Source organism: Komagataeibacter rhaeticus (assembly GCF_003207855.1).
In the GTDB taxonomy this organism is placed as follows: domain Bacteria; phylum Pseudomonadota; class Alphaproteobacteria; order Acetobacterales; family Acetobacteraceae; genus Komagataeibacter; species Komagataeibacter rhaeticus.
Genome location: NZ_NKTZ01000005.1, coordinates 82,197 through 103,550 on the forward strand (window position 1 = coordinate 82,197; position 21,354 = coordinate 103,550).

The window sequence follows — 21,354 nt, forward strand, 5'->3', positions numbered from 1 at the left end:
CACGCATGTTACGCGCGTGTGCCATGCAGCATGAAACACATGGGCCAGGGTGTGGTTGTCATGAAACGTAACGGGGCGCACAGTCGGGCCATCCCGCCACGGGCCCGTACCCTGATGGAGAATGAAAGATGACCACTCTCGCCACCCTTCCCCTCAGCCAGATGACCGTTGTGCCGGACCTGCTGGCCGCTCCGGTCGGCACGGTCATGATCGCATCGGAAATCTCGCGCGATGACCAGAAGATCGTGATCCGCAGCCGCCTTGTCTCTCCCATCGGGACAACACCCGGCCTGATCATGATGGCGGCAAAGACGAAGGGGTATTTCGTGCCCGATGAAGCCTGCACCGAATTCGTGCGCACGGCGCTGGATGTGACCGAAATCATGCCGCTGCTGCTGACAAGGATCCTGCCCGGCTTCCGCTACAAATACGATGCGGTGGTGCGCGGCGACGTATGGCAGCTGCGCGATGGGGCGGGCAGGGAATTCGCGGGCCTGGCCATCGGCTCCTCCGATGAGGAGGAAAGCAAGGTCTATGCCTATGCCCGCATCGATGGCGGCCGGATTGGTGATATCGTACCCGCAACGCGGGTTGCCTATCTGGGGCAGCTTGATTTTGGCGCGGGCAACGCCAGCCCGACGCTGGGCTGAGGACTTTCCCGCCCCGGCCATGTCATGAACATGGCCGGGGCGCGGAGGCACGGGGTTCAGGCCGCTCCGGGCTGGCTTTCAAGGCTGGCCGAATTGGGCGTGCGCTTGAGGAACAGCCGGATGAAACGCGCAAGGTTGGGCGCCAGCTTCGGCCGCAGCAGGCGCGGATCATAGCCCGAGAAACGACGCTCGTTCTCGATCAGGCAGATATCGATCATGTCGCGCAGCGGCACATCGATGTCAGCCACATCCTTGGTTCCGTTGACGGTGAAGTTGTTGTCCTGCTCGTGCCTGTTGCCCTCGGCATCAAAGGTGGTGACCATGCCCAGGCGCTCGTACAGCAGGAAGAACCATACGCCGATCACGCGCGCCTCGAACCACGGGCGCTTCCACAGCGGCATGGTCGCGCGGTGCCAGGCCAGCCAGTTGGCGAACAGCAGGATATGGCGGCATTCCTCCTGCATCACCGGCTCGAACGTATCGATCAGCGCGGGGGGGAAGAAGGCGGATTTCTGGGCAATGGCAAACAGGCCGAACGCGAAGAAACTGTCCACGCATTCCGAAAACCCGGTCACCATGTAGGCCCATTCCACATCACGCGGCTCGATATAGGGCGGCTCCGACGCCAGCGGAATGTCATAGGCCGCCACCATCTTGGACAGGACTTCCTTGTGGCGGTTTTCCTCCCACGCATTGCGTGACAGGGCATCCTTCATGTCCGGGTCGTCGATCAGCCGGGCGTAGGCGGCCATGCGCAGGCGGGCCTTGCCTTCGGTCTGGACCGCGATGTCCCATATGGGCAGGGAGGTCACGCGCCTGAGCGTTTCCGGGTCTAGCTTCGGCCATTCGATGACCGACGGCTTGTACGGGTTGAAGGTATCGCGGAACATATCCGCCACCGCCTTCTTGTGCTCGGCCGATCCCGGCTTTAGCGGCCCCGGTACCGGGCTGGACCAGTGGCGGGCGTTGAAATCGGCCTTGGCCACCGCATCGGCGGTAGCCGTGCCCGGATCACGGGCTTCGGGCAGGGTGGTATAGATGTCGGAAAGTGATTTCGTCATGTCGGCTCGCTGCTCGGAACGGCGGCGGGTGGATACGCCCCCTGCGGCGGTACCGATCCCTCCGGCCTGACATCCCTGTCGGCGGTTCCCATTTATATAGAAGCACCAACCGGTGCGGAACTGTTATCGAAAACCCGCAGGGGATGCCATGGCACCCCCTGCAGCACGCACAGCCACCATTATGGGCGGCCGGGAGGATCCGCCTTGTTCTGGATCAATGCAGGTCGGAGATCTTGTCGATCACGCGCGTGACCAGCCCATATTCAATCGCTTCCGGCGCGGACATCCAGTAATTGCGGTCGGTATCCTTGCACACCTTTTCGTACGGCTGCCCGGTTTCACGCGCGAACAGGTGGTTGAGCCGCGCCCGCATCTTGACGATCTCGCGCGCCTCGATGTCGATATCGGTGGCCGGTCCGCGCACGCCGCCCATGGGCTGGTGCAGCAGGAAACGCGTATTGGGCAGGCAGAAGCGCCGCTCCTTATTGCCCGCGGCAAAGATCAGGGCGCCGGCGGAAGCCACCCATCCCGTGCCGATCATGTTGATGGGGGCCACCGAATCGACAAAGCGGATCATGTCGTGAATGGTGTCCCCACTCTCCACATGGCCACCGGGGGAGTTGACGTACACATCGATCGGCTTGTCCGACGCGCCGGCCAGCGCCAGCAGGCGGCCGGTCACATCGCGCGCGATCTTGTCGTTGATCGGGCCGAACACCAGAACCTTGCGCTGGTCGAACAGACGACTTTCCAGTTCGCCAATAGGCGAGGAAAGGGTGCGGTTCTTGTCGGGTTCCTCGGTTTCCGGGCCCTGGGGTTCGGGAATATCGGGATCTCTCGGGTCTTCATCATCCATGCGGATGCGGTCTTTCGGCTGCATGCCGTTCATCGGGTTCTCCCTATTCTCCGGGACTGTCCTGGTCATGCCCCTATCCTGCGCCGCCTTGCGCCCGGTGCCAAGTCCCCCGGGCCGCAAAGGGCGACCGGGAGGGGATGCGGGGCGCAACCCCTCTCGCTAAGATCGGCATTGCAGGCTAGTTTGTCCGCATTGTGTCGTGTACAGGCCGAAACAGGCCACGGGAGCTAGAGATTGGGAAAGCGGGCAGCATCGCCAAGTCCCGGCAGATTTTTTTTTCCGCCAGCCGGGTGCGTCGCCCCCGTACGGGCCGCATTCCTTGCCCTGCTGGCCACGGGCATGGGGGGCTGCGCGCACCATCAGGACACGGTCGACAGCCTGTCCGACTGGTACCATCACTATCAGGGCGGCGTGATCAGCCAGCAGCGCCCCCCGCCGCCGGGCACGCACCAGCCCTATCCAAAGATCGGCCTGGGACCGACCAGGCCGCCGGAACTGCCCTCACCCGACCTGCGCGAGGACATTACCGCCGACCTTGAGGCCCAGCGCGAACTCAACCAGCGCCAGGACGCGATCATGGGCACCATGCCCACGGCCGCCGACATCCCGCCCGTTCCCGGCCATCCGGTGGCGGGCAGCCAGTCCGCCTCGCTTCAGGCGGCCGACAGTCCGCCCGCGGCAGCCGGAGGCGCCACCGGCCATGGACCGGCCACCCCGAAGGGCGCGCGCGGCATGTCCACCCAGCCCGCGCCCGCGCGTGATGGCAACGGGCAGCTGCTCATGCCGGACGTCACCACCACGGTGCCCGATCACCCCGAGGCAATACCCGCCAACCTGCCCGCCATTGCAGCGGCCCCCCCCGCCCTGCCCGGCGTGGGCGGGATCAGCCTGCCCGACAACGCGCAGCGCGACGGGATGGACCTGCCCACTTACCACCTTGCCAGTCCCGATGACGGTGATCCGGTCCATTTCCTGCCCGGATCGGACCAGATCGAACCGGGTGAGGAAGACGTGGTGGACGCCACCGTCAGGCAGCGGGGCAACAGGTTCGTGATCGTGAACGGCTACGGCAATGCCGCCACCGCCACAGCGGAAGGGCAGACGGCGGCGCTGAACCTTGCCATCCTGCGCGCACGCACGCTGACACGCCTGCTGCTGGCGCGCGGGGTACCAGCCAGTCGCATTACGGTGCGCGCCCATGCCTTTGGCAATGGTGCAAGACTGGCCATCGTGCGCTAGAGTGGTGCCATGGCTGCCCCAGCAGGCAGCCCGGGCCTTATTCATCTCCAACCCGGCACGCCGCCGCGTGCCCTCAACAGAGCGTCCCATGACCGAAGAATTCCATCGTATCCGCCGCCTGCCGCCCTATGTCTTCGCCGAAGTCAACAAGGCCAAGGCCCAGGCCCGAGCGCGGGGGGAGGATATTATCGATCTGGGCATGGGCAATCCCGACACCCCCACCCCGCCGCATATCGTGCAGAAGCTGGTGGAAACGGTGGCCGACCCGCGCGCGCACCGCTATTCCGTAAGCCGTGGCATTCCCGGCCTGCGGCGGGCACTGGCGGGGTATTACGAACGCCGCTTCAACGTGAAGCTTGACCCCGAGACGGAAGTGATCGCCACCCTTGGTTCCAAGGAAGGGCTGGCCAACCTTGCGTCCGCCATCACCAGCCCCGGTGATACCATTCTGGTGCCCAACCCGTCCTATCCCATCCACCAGTTCGGCTTCATCATCGCCGGTGCGTCCGTGCGCTCCATTCCGGCAACGCCCGATGACGAGATGCTGGAGGCGCTGGAACGCGCGGTGCGCCATTCCGTGCCCAAGCCCACGGCGCTGATCGTCAACTTCCCCTCCAACCCCACCGCGTATCTGGCGGACATCGATTTCTACCGCAAGCTGGTGGCCTTTGCCCGCAGGCACGAAATCTGGATCCTGTCGGACCTGGCATATGCCGAAATCTATTTTAGCGACAACGTGCCGCCCTCCATCCTGGCGGTACCGGGGGCGAAGGACATCGCGGTGGAGTTCACATCGCTGTCCAAGACCTATTCCATGGCAGGCTGGCGCATGGGGTTTGCCGCGGGCAACCCGAAGCTGATCGCGGCCCTGACGCGCATCAAGTCCTATCTGGACTATGGCGCGTTCACCCCCATCCAGGTCGCAGCCGTCGCGGCACTCAGCGGTCCGCAGGACTGTGTTGCCGAGATTCGCGACATCTACCGCAAGCGCCGCGACGTGCTGATCCAGGGCCTGCATGCGGCGGGGTGGGACGTGCCATCACCCGACGGGTCCATGTTCGCGTGGGCGCCGATCCCGCAGCGGTTCCGTGAACTGGGCAGTGTCGGTTTTTCCAAGCTGCTGCTGGAAAAGGCCGGGGTTGCCGTGGCCCCCGGCCTTGGCTTTGGCGAGCATGGCGAGGGCTTCGTGCGGATCGGGCTGGTGGAAAACACCCAGCGCCTGCGTCAGGCCACGCGCTCCATCCGCCATTTCATGGCCGAACATGGCGGTATCGCCCCCACCACGCAGCAGGCGGCCCCCCTGCCTGATGAACAGCCCGCCCATTCATGACTGCCCAATCGGTTGACGGAAAAGAAATGACATCTTCCCCCTCCACGTCCGCCCCCCCGCCCCTGCGTATCGGTATTGCGGGGCTTGGCACGGTTGGCGCCGGCGTTGTCAGGCTGCTGCGTGAGAACGCGGGCCTGATCCGCGCCCGCGCGGGCCGTGAGCTGGTTGTCACCGCCGTCAGCGCGCGTGACCGCACGCGTGACCGCGGAATCGACCTGTCCGGCGTGGCGTGGTGCGACACCCCCGAGGACCTGGCCACCCATCCCGATGTGGACGTTGTGGCCGAACTGATCGGGGGGGCGGAAGGTCCGGCACGGCTGACCGTCAGCCGCGCGCTGGAAAACCACAGGCCGGTCGTGACCGCCAACAAGGCGCTGATTGCCATTCACGGCGCGGAACTGGCCTGCACGGCACAACAGGCGGGCGTGCCGCTCATGTTCGAAGCGGCGGTGGCCGGTGGCATCCCCGCCATCAAGACCGTGCGCGAGGGGCTGGCCGCTGACCGGATTCTCAAGATCGGCGGCATCCTGAACGGCACCTGCAACTATATCCTCAGCGTCATGCACGAGACCGGGCGTGACTTTGCCGAGATCCTCGCCGATGCGCAGAAGCTGGGCTATGCCGAGGCCGATCCCTCGACCGACGTGGACGGCGTCGACACCGCCCACAAGCTGGCCATCCTGGCGGGGCTGGCCTTCGGGCGGCCGGTGGTGTTCGCCTCGCTCTATATCGAGGGCATCCGCCGGATCGGTGCGCTCGACCTGCAGTTCGCGCGCAAGATGGGCTACCGCATCAAGCTGCTGGGCATTGCCCGCCAGCATGAAAACGGGATCGAGGCCCGCGTGCACCCCTGCCTGGTGCCACAGGATGCCTCGCTGGCACAGGTCAATGGCGTGTTCAACGCCGTGGTGGCGGAAGGTGCCTTCGTCGGCCGGCTGATGCTGGAAGGCCGGGGGGCAGGTGAAGGACCGACGGCCACCGCCGTCTGTGCCGACCTGATCGACATTGCCCGAGGCTCCGCCATTCCGGTATGGGGCTGCGATGCCGACAGCCTGACGCAGGCGGTCGCCCTGCCCGCCAGGGAATTCACGGGCGAATACTACCTGCGGCTGAACGTGTGTGACCGCCCGGGGGTGATTGCCGATATCACGGCGGTGCTGCGTGACAATGGCGTCTCGCTGCGCAGCATGCTCCAGCATGCCGATGCGCACGAAATCCGGCCCGATGGAACGCAGGCCGTGCCACTGGTGCTGCTGACGCACAAAACCAACGAAGCCGCCATGCAGCATGCCCTGCACCACATTGCCGAACTGGAAGCGGTGCTGGACGAACCGGCCCTGATCCGCATTGACGCGGGGTGAATGACGGGCCGCGGGCGGTCCTGCCGCCCCGTCCTGTGCGCTGCCTGGGACAATAAAGGCTTCCGGCGGCCGCCCCGCCTGCCAGAAGGCGGCATGCCCCGGAACGTCCGGAAAAAAAGCATCACCAGAACGGCGCTCCTTTCAGGCAGCCCCCATCCGGTGACCATATAAAGGGATCCATTCCATGTCCGCTGACCTGCTGTCCTTCCCTAGCGCCACACTGTCCGGGGAGGACGGACAGGCGCCGGTCGTACTGGGCGTGACATGCAGTGTCACCGGCCGCCAGTGGCACTGGCGCGCGGGCGGGCAGGCCAGCCATACCGACCGCATGGGCATGGCCATTGCCCAGCAGGCCAACCTGCCCGAAATCGTAGGCCGCATGCTGGCCCTGCGCGGGATCGCACCCGAACAGGTCGGTACCTATCTTACCCCCACCCTCAACGACCTCATGCCCAATCCCTCCACCCTGGTGGACATGGATGCGGCCGCCGACCGTCTGGCCAGGGCCGTCAGCAGTGGCGAGACCGTGGGGCTGTTTGGCGATTATGACGTGGATGGCGCCTGCTCCACGGCCCTTCTGGCAACCTTCCTGCAGGAGCAGGGCTGCACGGTCCTGACCCATATTCCCGACCGCATGACGGAAGGCTACGGCCCCAATACCCCCGCCATTGCCGCCATGCAGGACAAGGGCGCCAGCCTGATCGTATGCCTGGACTGCGGCACGGCGGCGGTGGACGTGCTGGAGCATGCCGGCCAGCGCAGTGACATCATCATTCTTGACCATCATCAGGTGCAGGGCACGCTGCCAGAGGTGGTGGCAACCGTCAATCCCAACCGGCCAGACTGCCCGTCCCGCCTGCACGGGCTGTGTGCGGCGGCGGTGACGTTCATGACCATTGTCGCAACCCGCCGCGCCCTGCGTGCGGCGGGCTGGTTCGACACCCGGCCCATGCCCGATCTGTGGGCCTGCATGGACCTGGTGGCGCTGGCCACCGTGTGCGACGTGATGCCGCTGCGCGGGCTGAACCGGGCCTTTGTGACACAGGGGCTGAGAATCATGGGCAGGCGAAAGCGCGTGGGGCTGGCGGCACTGCTGGAAGTCGCGGGCGCGCGCGACCCGCTTTCCGCCTTTACCTGTGGCTTCGCGGTGGGACCGCGTATCAATGCGGGCGGACGCATTGCGGATTCCGGGCTGGGGCTGCGCCTGCTGCTGTGCACCGACCCGGCGGAAGCCCGCGTGCTGGCCGAACGTCTCAATTCCGTCAATCATAACCGCCAGAGTGTTGAATCCGGCATTCTGGACCGTGCAATGGAACTGGCCGCCGCCCAGCGCGCGCAGGGCAATGCCGTACTGGTGCTGAGCGGACGGGACTGGCACCCCGGCGTGGTCGGAATCGTGGCCGGGCGCATCAAGGAAAAATTCAACCGTCCCGTACTGGTCGGCGCGGAAATGGAAGATGGCAGCGTCAAGGGTTCCGCCCGTTCGGTCCCGGGGCAGGACCTTGGGGGCGCCATCATTGCCGCGCGGCAGGCGGGGCTGCTGTCCACCGGCGGGGGGCACGCCATGGCGGCGGGCTTTGGCCTGCCGGCCGCGGGCGTGCCCGCGCTGCAGGAATTCCTCAACCACCATCTGGCCACCGCCGCGGACCTGCCGGATGCGGTGGACCTGACCATTGACGCGGTGGTGAATGTCGCCGCCGCCACTGTGGAACTGGCAGCCGACATGGATCGCCTGGCCCCCTTTGGCACCGGCAATGACGAACCCCTGATCGCCCTGCCCCGCGTGCGCGTGGCCTATGCCGAGCGCATTGGCAGCGAGGGCAATACCCTGCGCCTGACACTGGAGGGGGAAGGTCGTGGCCCAAGGCTGAAGGCACTGGTGTTCCGTGCCAATGAAAGCCCGCTGGCCACCGTGCTGGAAGACCGCGATGGGCCGCCCCTGCACCTGGCGGGCTGGCTGCGCGCGGAAAGCTGGAAAGGGCGGACATCCGCCACTTTCTTCATCCGTGACGTAGCGATCGCCCAATAATTTCAATATTTCTGCAACAGGGGCTTGACCGCCCCCGCCCGTCGGGATACTTACCGCTCACGCCTTTAGTCCCGTTCGTCTAGAGGCCTAGGACACCGCCCTTTCACGGCGGCAACACGGGTTCGAATCCCGTACGGGACGCCAGCTACTTTACCGCAGTTTACTGCGGGTCTTGGCTGATTACAGGCACTTTCCTGATTTCCAATTAGTTGGACTTTGAGCCAATCCTGAGCCAAACGGGTTTCCGTCACTCAGGGATGGCTCAGTGATATCAGGGATTCTCATGAGCGAATCACAAAAGACGAATATCGACCCCACTACGGGCAGAGCGCTGCCAAAAGGTGTCTGGTATCATAGCCCCAGCCAGTACCAAGCCCGGAAGATGGTGGACGGCAAACGTATCCGCAAAACATTCGCCTCAGCCGCTTTGGCTCGACGCTGGCTTAATGAAAAACGGGTCGAGATCAATCTGGGCCCGTTTCGTGATACCTGCGCCATCGACCGCATCCCGATCCGTCAGTTGATCGAGCGCTATCGGGATGAGTGCATGCCCACAGGGAGAATGACCGCATCGGTCATATTCCTGCCCTGCTTGACGATCCTGTGGCATCCTGCATGGCGGGCAAATGGAAACCTGCTGACGTACGTGGATTTCGTGACCGGATGATTGAGACGGGCTTTGCGAAAGGCACGGTCATCAAACGTCCGGAAGGCGCAGATAAAAAACGCAATCGCCGCCTGATCGGGAAAGAATATGACCTGATCCTGAAAGCCATGTCCAAGACGGAATATCCCGATGATGTCCTGATTGTGCGCTTTGCAATCGAACAGGGCACACGTCGGGGAGAGGCCATGGCTTTGCGCTGGCATGATGTTGACATGAAGCGCAACCTGCTCAGCCTGCTGTAAACGAAGAACATGCGAACCGCCAAGATACAGGGACCGGAAACCCGTCCCCTCATGCCCGGTGCAAAATCGATCCTGCTGGAAAAGCTGGCGATGCGGTCATCCGTTCCTGATCCTGGGGCGCATGTATTTGACGTAGGATCAGAAGACTCATTTTCCCTTCGGTTCGGACGACAGATAAAAAAATTCGGAGTTCATGACCTGACGTTCCATGACCTCCGCCATGAAGCGACATCCCGCCTCGCAAAACTGTTTCCCAACCCGATGGACCTCAAGCGGATCACGGGCCACCGCGACCTGAAATCATTGGATCGGTATTACCAGCCTGAGACCTTTCCGATCTGGCTGATCGAGCCGCAAAACAGACCCGCTGAAAACGGATATGAAAGCTGTGCTTGCATGGCTTTCATATTTCAATGTCCGAAATCCCGTTCTTTGGTTTCCTTGACCGTTTAGGCGACGTTCGCGGGGCTGGACTGGTAGATATTCGTTCCCCGTAATCCGATTTTTATGCCCCAGTGACGCCTTGCCGCTTCATTTCCCGTATAGCGGCGGATGGGTCTTTCAGCGCCATCTCCATAAGGCGGCTATCGGGAACGTCACGGAAGCTGTCTTGAAGCAGGCAAAGATCAGCCCTGAAAGCCCCATACGCCTGGACATCGGGATGCCGTTCCCATTCCCGATGCTTCTTGCATTCCTGCCTCTGTATGGCCTGCGCCACTTGCGTCATCGCCACTGACAGGCCTTCACGGATGACGGTAGCGGCATTCATATCATGATCGTCAAAGTCCGATTGGGAAAAAGGGCCGCAGCCGCTCCATTTGTTCGTCCGTCAGCCAGAACAGGTCGCTCATCTCCAGTCTCCTCACAGAGCCTGAACCAGATTTCCGCAATCAAATCAATGGGTCCTGAGCCTAGGAGCCTGGGCGTCCAGAAATCTAGAGGCTATTCAGATCCAAAGATGCCCGTTCAACCCGGAACCGGGCGGTTCCGGTATCACACATATACGCCTGCATCGGGGCTGTCGGATTCCGGGCAAGTTCATCGACTGAGCGGATGATAAAATCTGCCTTGTCATCATTCATCAACGCACAGAAATTCAGGCGCGTCCAGCCCGGTTTTCTGATTTCATTACCGTTCAGGACAGCCTGACGCAGCGCATCGGACTGTGCCTTGCTGATGGCAAGCAGGCTGTGGGCATAGGGGCCGGCACAGGCACACCCGCCACGGGCCTGAATTCCATACAGATCGGATAACATGCGGGTAAACAGTTGCTGGTGCACCACATTGCCTGCCCTGTCCGTATGCACGCGGAAGGAGAAGATGGGCAGATAGTGCTGTGCCCGTGCATTACCCACAATTTCGATATGCGGGTTCTGCCGCCAGACCTGCTCCGCCCGGGTGCGCAGGCCGTTGTGGCGCGCATCAAGCCAGTGCTCCCCCATGGCATCCTTGACAAGAAAGGCCAGCGCCGCACGAATATCGCCAATAACATCAGGCGTGCCCGCTTCTTCCCGGCTTTCAAGGCTGGCGGTATAATCATGCCCCCAGGGTGAGACAAACCGCACCGTGCCACCCCCGGTAAGGACCGGTCGCGTGCGTGCGACCGCCGCATTACGGATAATCATGATCCCTGATGCTGCCGGCCCGCCCACGAATTTATGCGCCGAGATAACAACCGCGTCCTTCTCGTACAACGTGCCCGCCCGCATGTTGATGGGCAGATACGGGCCGCCGCCCGCGTAATCCCACACGGCCAGCGCGCCATGGGATTTGAGAACTTTCGTTACCGCATCCACATCCGTAATAATGCCTGTTACGTTGGATGCGGCCGAGAAGGCGCCAAGTCGCAGGCGCGCGGGATCGGCTTCGGCCAGCGCCCTGTCGAGTTGCTCCAGGTCCGGGCCACCACATGAAGCCTCGCCAATGGTGATGACCTCTGCCCCGCTTTCGCGCCACGGCAGGATGTTGGAATGATGTTCATACGGACCGATGAACACTACGGGCCGCCTGCTGGCTGCCGTCGCTTCGGGTACCCCCAGCAGATGGACCAGTCGGTTAAGCCCCGCTGTTGCACCTGCACCGCAAAACACAGTGGAGAACCCCTCTCCCGCACCGCACAGCCGGGCAATATGTGCACGCGCGGCCTGGCGTATGCGGGTCATGTAACTGCCGCAGAAAGAAGCCTCGGTATGGGAATTGGCATAATAGGGCAGCACACGCGCCAGCACGAAATCCTCGACCTGCTTCAGCGCCCGGCCTGAGGCAACATAATCGGCATAAACAAGGGGCTTTATACCAAATGGGCCAGGCAAGGGTGCGCCCTCCCCGATCAGGCCATTGCTGAGGCTGTCATGACCACCGAGCCGTAGGCCTGCCATAAAATCCGCAAAAAACGTCTCATCCATCTGCATGGCCTATCCCCAAAAAAGCGTGTTACAGAAGGATTTTAATTGGATTATGGGCAATATTTTTCCCTATTTAATACTATAAATCAAAGATCATGTTGTCATATGATCTGGCATGAACAAGAAACCTGATTCTTTTGATCGTGCCATCCTACGCACCCTGCAAAAGGATGCCGGCCTGTCACAGCGCGACCTGGCCGCGCGTGTCGGTCTGTCACAAAATGCCTGCTGGCGGCGGCTTAATGCCCTGCGAGCAGCAGGACTTGCGGGTACGCACACCCTGCGGCTTGATCCGGCAAAATTGGGTCTGGGGCTTACGGTTTTTGTCATGATCCGCACACGCAGCCATTCGCATGAATGGCTGGAACGGTTTCACAAGGCGGTCAATGACATTCCCAATGTAATAGATTTTTACCGCATTGCCGGTGATTACGATTATATGCTCAAGATCCTGACACAGGACATGGAAACGTTCGACCGGATATATCGTACGCTCATAAGCCGGGTGGATCTGGATACGGTAACGTCCTGTATTGCAATGGAAACAATTGCCGCCAACCGCGACCTGCCGATCTGAACGGCGATGTGTCAGGTCTGGCTGGAATACCGTGCCATCAGGCTACGTTGCATGCAGAAGGGAGTACCGGCCGTGCCAGATGCCACCGCACTGGCCTTCATGGTATCAGGAGGGCTGACATAGCCCCCCCCTGTGTTGTTTTAAAAAGAAGTGGAGATCGAACCCGTCATGGAAAAACGCGGTTCAACGATATAGGTATTGGGGGAGTTGTAATCAGGATCTGACATCATGCCATTCATGAGGCGAACGGAATTTGCATTGGTTGTCACACCCGTCGTTCCGGTCCTGACAATAGATCCGGTCAGGTTGGTAAAGTTGAGCCGGAACGTGGGCGTCTGCATGAAGCTGTATGAATGGAAATGATAGCCCAGCGCCAGTGTATCGGAAACATAGCCTGGCATTCTTTCGTCCCCTGCCAGTGAAGTGGACTGCGAACTGGCATAGTGAAGACCGAAATTGGAGAAGAACCCCTTGTAAGTATATGTCAGGCCAAAGTTTGCCAGCACATGCGGGGCCATGACCGCATTATGTCCCTTGGTGGGCATATACGATCCATCCAGCGGGATATTGGAATCCATGGTCGCATTCAGGTATTCAATGGATGCATAAGGGCTGAAACCGTGAATGGGGCGTGCCCCCACCATCAGGTCAAAGCCGCGGGATGTCTGGTTACCACCATTGATGGTGGCTGTCTGTCCTGCCCCTTCATACACATTCAGCAGGCGGTCCGTGATGTTGTAATTGAAGAAGGAGAGGTCAACAATGATATGCTTGTCGTTATACCGGTAACCCAGTTCTTCCTTGATCGAATACTGGTTCTTGGGAAGCTGGTTTACGTTACTGGCAACATACAGGCTCTGTGGTGCGGGCTGGCGGAAATCGCCTTCAGCATTGATGTATATCTGATGATGCGGGTTAAACCTGTAACTGACCGAAAAATGCGGCATCGGCACATTTGAATTGCGACCCAGGTTGAAATAGCTCTTCCCGGTTTCATCATAGTATGTGTTTTTTGCCCAGTAATCGATCATGGCGTATTTCAGGCCCGCACTGACAATAAGCCGGTCACGGAAATACTTTTCGGTATCCTCAATAAACAGGGCGTTCAGTTCGTATCCTGAATGCAGCATCCCGTAACTGACGGGCTGGCCGCTGGCATAGAACAGTTGCGCCGATTTATCACTTACACTGGGTGAAGCACCGTTCCCATCCGTAACGGACAGCGGCATGGAGTATGTCTGGTCATTGTGTTCATACCAGTATCCAAAAGTCAGATGATTGTGGCGACTCAGTTTGGCCGTAACACTGGCAACTGCACCAATCTGGAGCATATTATTCTGGTTGAAAAAATACGTTAGTGGCTGCCCACCACTGACCGATGCGCCATTACCTGCAAAGTATTCTCCAGTATAATCTGCCGTCCCGGCCCCATCAGAAGTCGACCCTGTGGCCGCGTTCAGGTAAGGCTTGAAATCAAAGCTGATACGCCGGGTTGCCACAAAATGCATGGGCGCCGACATGGTGAACTCATTCCAGTGGGTCGTATTGTTACGCCAATAATCATTATTGGACGGATCAAACGAGGCCGAACGGCCATATCCGTTGCCGGTATGTTTATATTCGTAGAATTCATCCGCTGTCGGATAGTTGGACATCATCGCGTCCGTCCGATCATAGGAGGCGAACAGTTTGATGTTGGATCCGTTATCAAAGTCCTTCTGGATCCCGATATCAACATTCTTCCGTTCGTTGATGCCTGCTCCCATCCATGAACGCGCATGTGTATTGGAAAAGGAAATATAGGACCTTACGCCACTATTCAGTATGTCACCCGATTCAAGGCGGATGAACTCACGGGAGAGATTGTTGCTGCCGTAAGAGAAATCCACCATGCCACCGAATTTGTGCGATGGCGTATGCGTTACCACATTCATGACACCCGCAGCAGATGATGTTACGGGAAGATCAATGCTGGAACTGCCTGGCGTTACATTGACGGCCTCCATATCCTCGGAATCAATGGCTTCGTTTACGTAGCCAAAGCCGGCAACAGGCCCACCATTGACCATGATGGTCATGTCACTATCGGTCAGACCACGGATTTCAGCCGAACCGGTCGCTGAACCGGTCACACCCGATGTGTTTTCCGTCGCGACATTCATGCTGGGCAGGTTTCTGACAAGATCGACCACCGAGCTCTGCGGACTCTGGGCTGCGATATATTCTTTGCCAACACTCTGTACGGCATGGGAGGCGGTTTCCAGACGCATCATTCCACCCCCCCCGTTACGCGCATCACGATCCATCTTTACATTGATGGTTTCTTTCTGCGTGGCCATAAGGGGCGTATCTTTCTGCCCCACAGGTGCCGGGTGCTTTACATCGTGTGGGCTGCCCTGCTTTTTCTGGCTGGCTACGGGGCTTTTTTCTACTGGCACGGCCGCATGGGCGCATGTTTCAGTTACGAACAGAGCCGTAGTGGACCACAGCAGCAAAAGAAGGCGAGGATCATTCTTGCGGAAAGGGGGAATCTGGATTCGCATTTCTTGCCTCACAAAACATTATATATTTAAGAACGCCTCATTACTTCATAATAAAAATATTTTACTGTTATAAATTAACGCTGCAAAACGTTGTGACAGAATTGACTACTGTAAGATTTCGTTCGTGATTTCAATCAACTGAACCACCAATTGTCATAACACGTTCCCCAATTCATCCGTGCCAGGGAACTCTCATAGGTATTGATACAGATAGAAAAATACATGTAATAACCTGCTCATAGCATTCGTTTATACACGAATTATTCCATGAAGAATGCTCATGCATTTCGATAACGAAACTATATTCTTATACACCACACCATAGGTGTCATATCAAGTTAATTGTCCCTGTCAGGACGGGAGGCAACGCATGTGTTGCAAATTTATTACTATAATTCCCGCCACACTGGCGGAACCAATTTTTACGAGGAAGTATTCCGAATATTATTCAGTCACTTAAGGTTTTTACTGTGTTGGAACAGACACTGCAAAACCTGGGATCATTTTCTCCGCCATCAGGCCGGAATAAGCGAAAACTGTCCATAATTGCGCCGGCAGTGCACAAGAACATCATGTCCGCCCATGTTTACTTCCATAACACGGCCGATAATGACCATGTGCGTCCCGGCCTCTACCTTTGTTTCCACAACGGCATGAAAGGATGTGGATGCACCATTCAGGAACAGGCTGCCGTGTTCCCTGCCCCGTATCCACTGCGCACAGGCAAAATCATATGGGCGGAATTTTTGAGAACGCCCTGAAAACACATCGGAAATATCATGCTGTGTTGCCGCAAGCATGTTGATGGTCATGCTGCCATTTGCACAGATCGCCGCCACGGCCGGGCTTTTGCGATTGATGCAGGCCAGGATCATTGGCGGATCAGCCGAAACTGAGGAAACGGCACTGACCGTCACCCCCATCCTGCCTGCATCGCCATCCGTAACCACGACAGATACGGAATGGGCTGCGTGCCCCATGGCGCTGATGAATGCATCGCGCATGGCTTTCATTTCCATTGCCGTTATTTCCCTTGTTTATGTGTTGGGTAAAGCGACATGTTCACAGTTCCCATGTCGTGTCTTCCATATCGAACAGGCTGCGCCTGGTGTTTGCAGCCAGTTGCATTTCATTCCCTACCCGCTTGAGCGACATACGGTAGCTGAAGCGGTCCCAGCGCAGTGATGCAACAAGCAGGCCCATCGGGCGACCTTCGGCATTGCGCATAAGGCGCCGTATGCAGAACACCGGGGCACCGATGGCAATGTCCAGATGCCGCGCTATGGCCTTGTTGCACGGTGCCGCACTCATGATCTGGTCCGCGCTGGCCACAACATGCCCCTGGGCGCGCCATATATCGATCAACTGCTTCTGTCCCAGCAACTCCTCGTTGATACCCACGGCAAAATCAGGTGCGATATGAACGGATGTGTGGTTGATCGGGTCATTGCGCCGCCGCCGCAGGCGGGTGCTCCACAGTACCTTTTCCTCCGGGTTTACTTCCAGCAGGTCCGCCAGTACCTCGCCTGCCGAAACCCATGCAAAATGCAGCACTTCGGGGCGCATATTCGCACCGATCGAATGGAGCGTCTCGATCTCGTCTTCCACGTCCGCCACAATGGGTGGCAGGCGCGCCAGCACGCGGGCGCTACGGCCCTTGCTCCGTTCGATCAGGGCCGCCTTTTCCAGCTCGTCACAGGCCCGGCGGATTGTAATCCGCGAGACCTTGAAGCGCTTTTCAAGCAGGAGTTCACTCGGGAGTGCTCCCTGTTTATCGTAGCGCCCACCCAGGATCTCATCTCTCAGGGCCTGAAATACTTCCTGATATAAAGGTTGCTTGACCCGGTTAGGCACCTTTGGTGTCTGTGCTGTCATGTCCTGCCATCGTACGTTGGGATTATGTGTCGCTCAACTTCTCATAATACTCCTTAACTTTCTGGACAGGCAGGACATCCGCATATTTTTTATGCATGTCATACAAATTGGCGAAATGCGGGCTTTCATGCAGGTCGGCCACACATTCCTCCGGCACGATCACCCGGTAGCCACGGGACAGGCCATCGACCACCGTGGCCCGCACGCAGCCCGACGTGGAACCACCGGTCACGATCAGGGTGTCGCATTTGAGGAACGTCATGAGCGACTGCAGGTTGGTTTCGTGGAATGCGGATGGCATGAGCTTGTTGACCACATGGTCACCCGGCATGATCTTCAGGCGCGCATCAAGTGCTGCACGGTCCGAGCCGCGCTTGATGTTCTGCAGGGAATCAGGCGTGTCGTCACGTGTACCGAAAACACCGCAATCCAGGCCATCATCGCGAAAGGCGACATAGGTCCAGTACACCGGCAGCCCCTTTGCGCGGGCCAGTGCGGCTAGGGTGTTGACATACTCCGTCTGCCGGGGGTCCGTCTCATACGCGGTTACGTATTTGCCGACCTGGGTATAGGCATTCTGTAGGTCAACATTGACCAGCATCGGCCGCCTGCCAAAACCGTAACGCATATGGGCCGTCTGTTCGCGCAGGCGCGTGAACATCTGGCGTGCTGTATCATTGGAAAGTTCCATGCGATCCTCTTCCCGTCACGCCGGCTGCATGGCCGGATCAACGACAACGCCGTTTTCAACAATCAGCGTGTCATCAAGATAAAGACTGCATCCCCGCATCGGGATATCCATGTGGCAGGCGGTATCATTCGTGCCACCCAGTTCCGTATTGGGCCCGAGCGAGAACAGGACATTGCCGTAATAGGCAAGGCCATTCACACCGATTTCGCTATCGCCCTGCCGCGTTGTGGACAGGTGGGTCCAGCGCGCAAGATGGTTAAGCCCCCAGCCAATATGTGATACCGCATAGGCCCGGGGGTCGTTGTAGCTTTCAATATACCCACGGAACAGTTCGGCATCCAGGCCATCGCCTGCAATATGGGTCACCATCCCCCGCTCAATGGTCAGGGTTATGGGACTGGCCACGTAACGGCGCAGGGCCACGACAATATCGCCCGGTGCCAGGACAACCTTGCCATTTACGGCACCGTCATTCCCCTGCGAGAGCAGGAACCCCGAGGGAAAATGGTCCCAGCGCCCCGGCGTATCCGTAAAGCCATATTCCGTCATGACGGGATACTGCCCCATTTCATAACGGACATCCGTACCATGGGGCGATGTCACGCGCAGGGTCCTGGCCCGTCCCAGCAACGCCTCGCCATATTCCACACGCTGGCGCAACTGCTGTGTGGGGAACATCTTTTTCAGCACGTCAAAAGGTTCGTGTACAAACAGCATGCGCGTGCCGCTGGCGGTGATCTCGTTCTGCTCGTGCGAGAACAGCAGGCCCACCAGATCAATGACAATGTCGGCCGCTTTCAGCGCTTCGATCGCTGGGCGGTTGCCTGCCAGCGGCGTGCGCCCCACCTCGCCCGCAATACCCATTTTCGTGCGCGGGGGCAGATTGATCTGAAACGCTTCCGCCCCCAGAAGGGTCGCAGCACCCAGGAACGCGCGGGCGTAATCAGCGCGCGTCGTCCCTTCGCTCAGCACGATCAGTACCTGTCCCGTCGATACCTTGCAAAGCTTCAGTTCTTCCCTGAACAGTTCAAGGAGTTCGATATCGGTCGCCATTTCATGAATTCCCTTATGTCAGTGCAGCAGCATCAGGTTCAGTCATTCAGCACCCAGAACTGTCTCCAGCGCCGTCGCTACCGCCAGCAGTGATGCATCCGCACCCATGGCGCCAACACATTGCACGCCCAGCGGCATACCCCCCGCACCATGCCCCGCGGGCAGGGAGACGCATGGCAGGCCAAGCTGGGTCCAGCCCCGATTGAAAACCGGGTTCCCGGTGCTGGACAGCCCCAGCGGGGCTTCCCCCGGCGCGGGTAGCGTCAGCACCGCATCCAGGCCCGTCATGGCCTCTTTCCACAAAGCGCGTTCGCGGCAGGCCACAGCCTGCGCGGCATCATAAACCTGCGCTGTCGTGACAGGAGAAATCTGGATATTTTCATAAGTGCGCGGTTGCAGCCCTGCGCCATCTCCCAACCGCTCATACGCCAGGGCCCGGGGCACTTCCCACGACATGATTGCGGTATGGGCTGCCATAAGCGCGCCAAAGTCACCGGGGTCGGGCAGTTCCACAATCTCATGCCCGGCCGCACGGAACCGGTCCAGCGCACGCTCGAAAACCGCAAGTGCCGCAGGTGTCGCCTCATGCCAGAACACGGGACGGAACACACCAAGACGGAACTTTTGCGCTGCCGTTCCCGCCTGGGCTTCCAGCGGGCGCTGGGCCAGAACGGACGCGACAAGGGCAACATCCGCCACACGCCACCCCAGCAGGCCGACCGTGTCCAGCGTCTCGCACAGGACCTTGATGCCCGTGCGGTCGATCAGGCCATAGCTGGGCTTATAGCCAACAATACCACAGAAGGCGGCAGGGCGGATTGTGGAACCCGATGTCTGGGTGCCAAGGGCCACCGGCACCACCCCGGCCCCCACCGCCGCAGCCGACCCGCTGGAGGAACCACCGGGCGTATGCGCCGGGTCATAAGGGTTCCGGGTCTTGCCGGGCGCCACAAAGGCGAATTCGGTCGATACCGTCTTGCCTACAATCAGCGCCCCTTCCGCGCGCAGCATCGCCACGCAACCGGCATCCGATGCGGGTCGGGTGCCTTCGTAATGCCGAGAGCCATACCCTGTGGGCAGGTCATGCGTATCGATCACATCCTTTATGCCCACCGGCAGGCCGTGCAGCCTGCCCTTATGCGGCCGTGCATCGAGTTGCCGGGCCTGAAGGCGCAGGTATTCAGGATCAAAGCAGTGCCATGCGCCAAGGGTGGGCTCGGTCAGGTCGATGGCCTCGATCAGGGCTTCAGCCAGGGCCGCCACCATGCCTGTGCCAGCCTGTACCTGCCGGACCATCTGACGCAATGCAAGAAGCCGTTCCTTCATGACACGCCCTTCCACCCGATACAGGTATAATGCCATGGCGCGGCCCGCTCGATCTGGCCCGCCAGCGCCATCAAAACTCCATCATTGCCCAGAGCAGCCCCGAAATGTACGCCAACCGGCAAACCCTGCCCCTGCAGCCCCATGGGAATGCTCATCCCCGGGCAGCCCGTTGCATTATGCACGGCGGTAAACGGCCCATGTGCGCAGAAACGGTCATAGAAGGCTTCGGCATCCTCATCATGGCATGCCAGTTCCCCCAGCCGTGGCGGGGGCGTTGCGGCAGCGGGCGTGAGGAAGACGTCATACATCTCGAAACTGCGGCCACAACTCCGCCCGGCCGCGCGTATCGTGTTCAGTGCAAGGGCGTAATCGACTGCCGAAAGGCCGCTGGCCCAGCGCATCCATGCGGCATTAACCGGCTCCAGCATTGAAAAACGGTCCCTGAGCCCGATTTTCTTTTCCTGTGCCTGGACACCTGTCAGTGCGGCTATACCCACAATAACCCGCCAAGCGTCCTTTACCGCCACGGCGTCATACGCCATTTCGGCTTCTTCCACCTCATGCCCGAGTTCCGCGCACAGGGCCGCAGCGCGCGCAACCGCATCGCGACAGTCGGCATGGACCGCCCCGCCCAGCGGGGAGCGGGTGCTGACGCCTATGCGCAGCCGTCTGGGGTCACGGGCCACTTCCTGCATGTAAGGCCGCTCAGACGCCTTCACGGCATAAGGATCACCCGGTTCGGGCCAGGCGCAGGCATCGAGCATGGCCGCACTGTCACGCACGGAACGGGTAATGCAGTGCGGGGCGGACATGCCGGCCAGGGCCTCGCCAATGACTGGGCCCATCGGTACGCGCATGCGGCTGGGCTTGAAGCCGAATACACCGCAATGCGCCGAGGGCAGCCGGATGGAACCCGCCCCGTCGGATGCATGGGCAATGGGTACGATACCCGCCGCGACGGCCGCGGCGGCACCACCGCTTGACCCGCCGGGACTGTAGTCGGGATTCCACGGGTTGTGTGTTGCCCCCTGTGCCAGGGGTTCGGTTGTAAAACTCAGCCCCAGTTCGGGGGTATTGGTCTTGCCCAGCAGGACAAGACCAGCCTCCCGATAACGCGTGATCAGCGTACTGTCCGCAATCGAGATATTGCCGCGGAACAGCGCACTGCCACTGGTCATTGGCGCACCGGCAACGGTAACGCCGGTATCCTTGACCAGCAGCGGCACCCCAACCAGCATGCCCTCGGCCGGGACACCGTGGGCCACGGTCTGCCGGGCCATGTCGTCAAGGCGATGTGCAACCGTGTTCAGGACCGGATCGAGTGCATCAATCCGTGCAATGGCGCATTCCACAATCTCGGCAGGCGACACTTCCTTGCGACGGACCCATTCCGCCAGCTGCACGGCATCCGCGCGTACATAATCGTCAGCGTTCAGGCTCATTGCACAT

At 60.1% G+C, this 21,354-nt stretch carries 19 protein-coding genes and 1 tRNA gene; 10 read left to right on the forward strand and 10 right to left on the reverse strand.

The window, feature by feature from the left end; genetic code table 11:
* The first annotated feature begins 128 nt into the window (after positions 1-128).
* Positions 129-650: a hypothetical protein gene (locus CFR78_RS07455; protein ID WP_034928475.1), complete on the forward strand. Its 522-nt coding sequence runs from the start codon at positions 129-131 to the stop codon at positions 648-650.
* 56 nt (positions 651-706) lie between these two features.
* On the opposite strand, the gene CFR78_RS07460 is transcribed toward CFR78_RS07455, so the two are convergent.
* Together CFR78_RS07460 and CFR78_RS07465 are read right to left on the reverse strand one after the other, a co-directional pair.
* Positions 707-1,711 (reverse strand): ferritin-like domain-containing protein, encoded by a 1,005-nt coding sequence (locus CFR78_RS07460; protein WP_007397812.1) that lies wholly within the window; start codon positions 1,709-1,711, stop codon positions 707-709.
* Between the two features lie 214 nt (positions 1,712-1,925).
* Positions 1,926-2,600, reverse strand: a complete 675-nt coding sequence (locus CFR78_RS07465) for an ATP-dependent Clp protease proteolytic subunit (RefSeq protein WP_007397811.1) — start codon at positions 2,598-2,600, stop codon at positions 1,926-1,928.
* Positions 2,601-2,906: 306 nt separating this feature from the next.
* Here CFR78_RS07465 and CFR78_RS07470 point away from each other — a divergent pair, with 306 nt between their 5' ends.
* From CFR78_RS07470 to CFR78_RS16595, 8 genes are all read left to right on the forward strand, one after another.
* On the forward strand, positions 2,907-3,806 hold the full coding sequence (locus tag CFR78_RS07470) for an OmpA family protein (RefSeq protein ID WP_240471335.1): 900 nt from the start codon (positions 2,907-2,909) through the stop codon (positions 3,804-3,806).
* Between the two features lie 88 nt (positions 3,807-3,894).
* Positions 3,895-5,136, forward strand: coding sequence for an LL-diaminopimelate aminotransferase (locus CFR78_RS07475; protein WP_007397808.1), 1,242 nt, complete (start codon positions 3,895-3,897; stop codon positions 5,134-5,136).
* Positions 5,137-5,162: 26 nt separating this feature from the next.
* Positions 5,163-6,497 carry a homoserine dehydrogenase gene (locus CFR78_RS07480; protein WP_034928479.1) on the forward strand — a complete coding sequence of 445 codons (1,335 nt, stop codon included), beginning with the start codon at positions 5,163-5,165 and terminating at the stop codon, positions 6,495-6,497.
* 184 nt (positions 6,498-6,681) lie between these two features.
* Complete coding sequence (gene recJ, locus CFR78_RS07485; RefSeq protein ID WP_110581063.1) at positions 6,682-8,526, forward strand: single-stranded-DNA-specific exonuclease RecJ; 1,845 nt, start codon at positions 6,682-6,684, stop codon at positions 8,524-8,526.
* A gap of 68 nt (positions 8,527-8,594) precedes the next feature.
* Positions 8,595-8,670 (forward strand) — tRNA-Glu (locus CFR78_RS07490).
* Between the two features lie 139 nt (positions 8,671-8,809).
* On the forward strand, positions 8,810-9,193 hold the full coding sequence (locus tag CFR78_RS16585; protein WP_240471336.1) for a hypothetical protein: 384 nt from the start codon (positions 8,810-8,812) through the stop codon (positions 9,191-9,193).
* Complete coding sequence (locus CFR78_RS16590; protein WP_258366016.1) at positions 9,190-9,435, forward strand: site-specific integrase; 246 nt, start codon at positions 9,190-9,192, stop codon at positions 9,433-9,435. The genes CFR78_RS16585 and CFR78_RS16590 overlap by 4 nt, the downstream gene beginning before the upstream one ends.
* Before the next feature lie 51 nt (positions 9,436-9,486).
* Positions 9,487-9,888 (forward strand): tyrosine-type recombinase/integrase, encoded by a 402-nt coding sequence (locus CFR78_RS16595; RefSeq protein ID WP_240471338.1) that lies wholly within the window; start codon positions 9,487-9,489, stop codon positions 9,886-9,888.
* Positions 9,889-10,370: 482 nt separating this feature from the next.
* Here CFR78_RS16595 and CFR78_RS07505 read toward each other — a convergent pair whose 3' ends face one another.
* Positions 10,371-11,840 (reverse strand): aminotransferase class V-fold PLP-dependent enzyme, encoded by a 1,470-nt coding sequence (locus CFR78_RS07505; protein WP_181417503.1) that lies wholly within the window; start codon positions 11,838-11,840, stop codon positions 10,371-10,373.
* 115 nt (positions 11,841-11,955) lie between these two features.
* Here CFR78_RS07505 and CFR78_RS07510 point away from each other — a divergent pair, with 115 nt between their 5' ends.
* Positions 11,956-12,417 (forward strand): Lrp/AsnC family transcriptional regulator, encoded by a 462-nt coding sequence (locus CFR78_RS07510; RefSeq protein WP_007397799.1) that lies wholly within the window; start codon positions 11,956-11,958, stop codon positions 12,415-12,417.
* 140 nt (positions 12,418-12,557) lie between these two features.
* Here the strand turns inward: CFR78_RS07510 and CFR78_RS07515 are convergent, their stop codons facing one another.
* The 7 genes from CFR78_RS07515 to CFR78_RS07550 form a co-directional block, all read right to left on the reverse strand.
* Positions 12,558-14,960, reverse strand: a complete 2,403-nt coding sequence (locus CFR78_RS07515) for a TonB-dependent receptor (RefSeq protein ID WP_223846530.1) — start codon at positions 14,958-14,960, stop codon at positions 12,558-12,560.
* 515 nt (positions 14,961-15,475) lie between these two features.
* The gene (locus CFR78_RS07525) at positions 15,476-15,979 is read right to left on the reverse strand and encodes a flavin reductase family protein (protein ID WP_034926746.1); all 504 of its coding nucleotides are present in this window, start codon (positions 15,977-15,979) and stop codon (positions 15,476-15,478) included.
* A gap of 43 nt (positions 15,980-16,022) precedes the next feature.
* The gene (locus tag CFR78_RS07530) at positions 16,023-16,835 is read right to left on the reverse strand and encodes a GntR family transcriptional regulator (RefSeq protein ID WP_007397794.1); all 813 of its coding nucleotides are present in this window, start codon (positions 16,833-16,835) and stop codon (positions 16,023-16,025) included.
* 22 nt (positions 16,836-16,857) lie between these two features.
* Positions 16,858-17,526 (reverse strand): isochorismatase family protein, encoded by a 669-nt coding sequence (locus CFR78_RS07535; RefSeq protein ID WP_007397793.1) that lies wholly within the window; start codon positions 17,524-17,526, stop codon positions 16,858-16,860.
* A gap of 15 nt (positions 17,527-17,541) precedes the next feature.
* Entirely contained in the window at positions 17,542-18,579 is a 1,038-nt protein-coding gene (locus CFR78_RS07540; RefSeq protein ID WP_007397792.1) for a M29 family metallopeptidase, read from the reverse strand.
* Positions 18,580-18,621: 42 nt separating this feature from the next.
* Positions 18,622-19,905, reverse strand: a complete 1,284-nt coding sequence (locus CFR78_RS07545) for an amidase (protein WP_034926750.1) — start codon at positions 19,903-19,905, stop codon at positions 18,622-18,624.
* Positions 19,902-21,347 carry an amidase gene (locus CFR78_RS07550; protein WP_007397790.1) on the reverse strand — a complete coding sequence of 482 codons (1,446 nt, stop codon included), beginning with the start codon at positions 21,345-21,347 and terminating at the stop codon, positions 19,902-19,904. The genes CFR78_RS07545 and CFR78_RS07550 overlap by 4 nt, the downstream gene beginning before the upstream one ends.
* Positions 21,348-21,354: the final 7 nt, after the last annotated feature.

Coding starts and splice junctions, on each gene's coding strand:
- CFR78_RS07455 (WP_034928475.1), top strand. CDS start 129: ATGACCACTCTCGCCACCCTTCCCCTCAGCCAGATGACCGTTGTGCCG.
- CFR78_RS07460 (WP_007397812.1), bottom strand. CDS start 1,711: ATGACGAAATCACTTTCCGACATCTATACCACCCTGCCCGAAGCCCGT.
- CFR78_RS07465 (WP_007397811.1), bottom strand. CDS start 2,600: ATGAACGGCATGCAGCCGAAAGACCGCATCCGCATGGATGATGAAGAC.
- CFR78_RS07470 (WP_240471335.1), top strand. CDS start 2,907: ATGGGGGGCTGCGCGCACCATCAGGACACGGTCGACAGCCTGTCCGAC.
- CFR78_RS07475 (WP_007397808.1), top strand. CDS start 3,895: ATGACCGAAGAATTCCATCGTATCCGCCGCCTGCCGCCCTATGTCTTC.
- CFR78_RS07480 (WP_034928479.1), top strand. CDS start 5,163: ATGACATCTTCCCCCTCCACGTCCGCCCCCCCGCCCCTGCGTATCGGT.
- recJ (WP_110581063.1), top strand. CDS start 6,682: ATGTCCGCTGACCTGCTGTCCTTCCCTAGCGCCACACTGTCCGGGGAG.
- CFR78_RS16585 (WP_240471336.1), top strand. CDS start 8,810: ATGAGCGAATCACAAAAGACGAATATCGACCCCACTACGGGCAGAGCG.
- CFR78_RS16590 (WP_258366016.1), top strand. CDS start 9,190: ATGATTGAGACGGGCTTTGCGAAAGGCACGGTCATCAAACGTCCGGAA.
- CFR78_RS16595 (WP_240471338.1), top strand. CDS start 9,487: ATGCCCGGTGCAAAATCGATCCTGCTGGAAAAGCTGGCGATGCGGTCA.
- CFR78_RS07505 (WP_181417503.1), bottom strand. CDS start 11,840: ATGGATGAGACGTTTTTTGCGGATTTTATGGCAGGCCTACGGCTCGGT.
- CFR78_RS07510 (WP_007397799.1), top strand. CDS start 11,956: ATGAACAAGAAACCTGATTCTTTTGATCGTGCCATCCTACGCACCCTG.
- CFR78_RS07515 (WP_223846530.1), bottom strand. CDS start 14,960: ATGCGAATCCAGATTCCCCCTTTCCGCAAGAATGATCCTCGCCTTCTT.
- CFR78_RS07525 (WP_034926746.1), bottom strand. CDS start 15,979: ATGGAAATGAAAGCCATGCGCGATGCATTCATCAGCGCCATGGGGCAC.
- CFR78_RS07530 (WP_007397794.1), bottom strand. CDS start 16,835: ATGACAGCACAGACACCAAAGGTGCCTAACCGGGTCAAGCAACCTTTA.
- CFR78_RS07535 (WP_007397793.1), bottom strand. CDS start 17,526: ATGGAACTTTCCAATGATACAGCACGCCAGATGTTCACGCGCCTGCGC.
- CFR78_RS07540 (WP_007397792.1), bottom strand. CDS start 18,579: ATGGCGACCGATATCGAACTCCTTGAACTGTTCAGGGAAGAACTGAAG.
- CFR78_RS07545 (WP_034926750.1), bottom strand. CDS start 19,905: ATGAAGGAACGGCTTCTTGCATTGCGTCAGATGGTCCGGCAGGTACAG.
- CFR78_RS07550 (WP_007397790.1), bottom strand. CDS start 21,347: ATGAGCCTGAACGCTGACGATTATGTACGCGCGGATGCCGTGCAGCTG.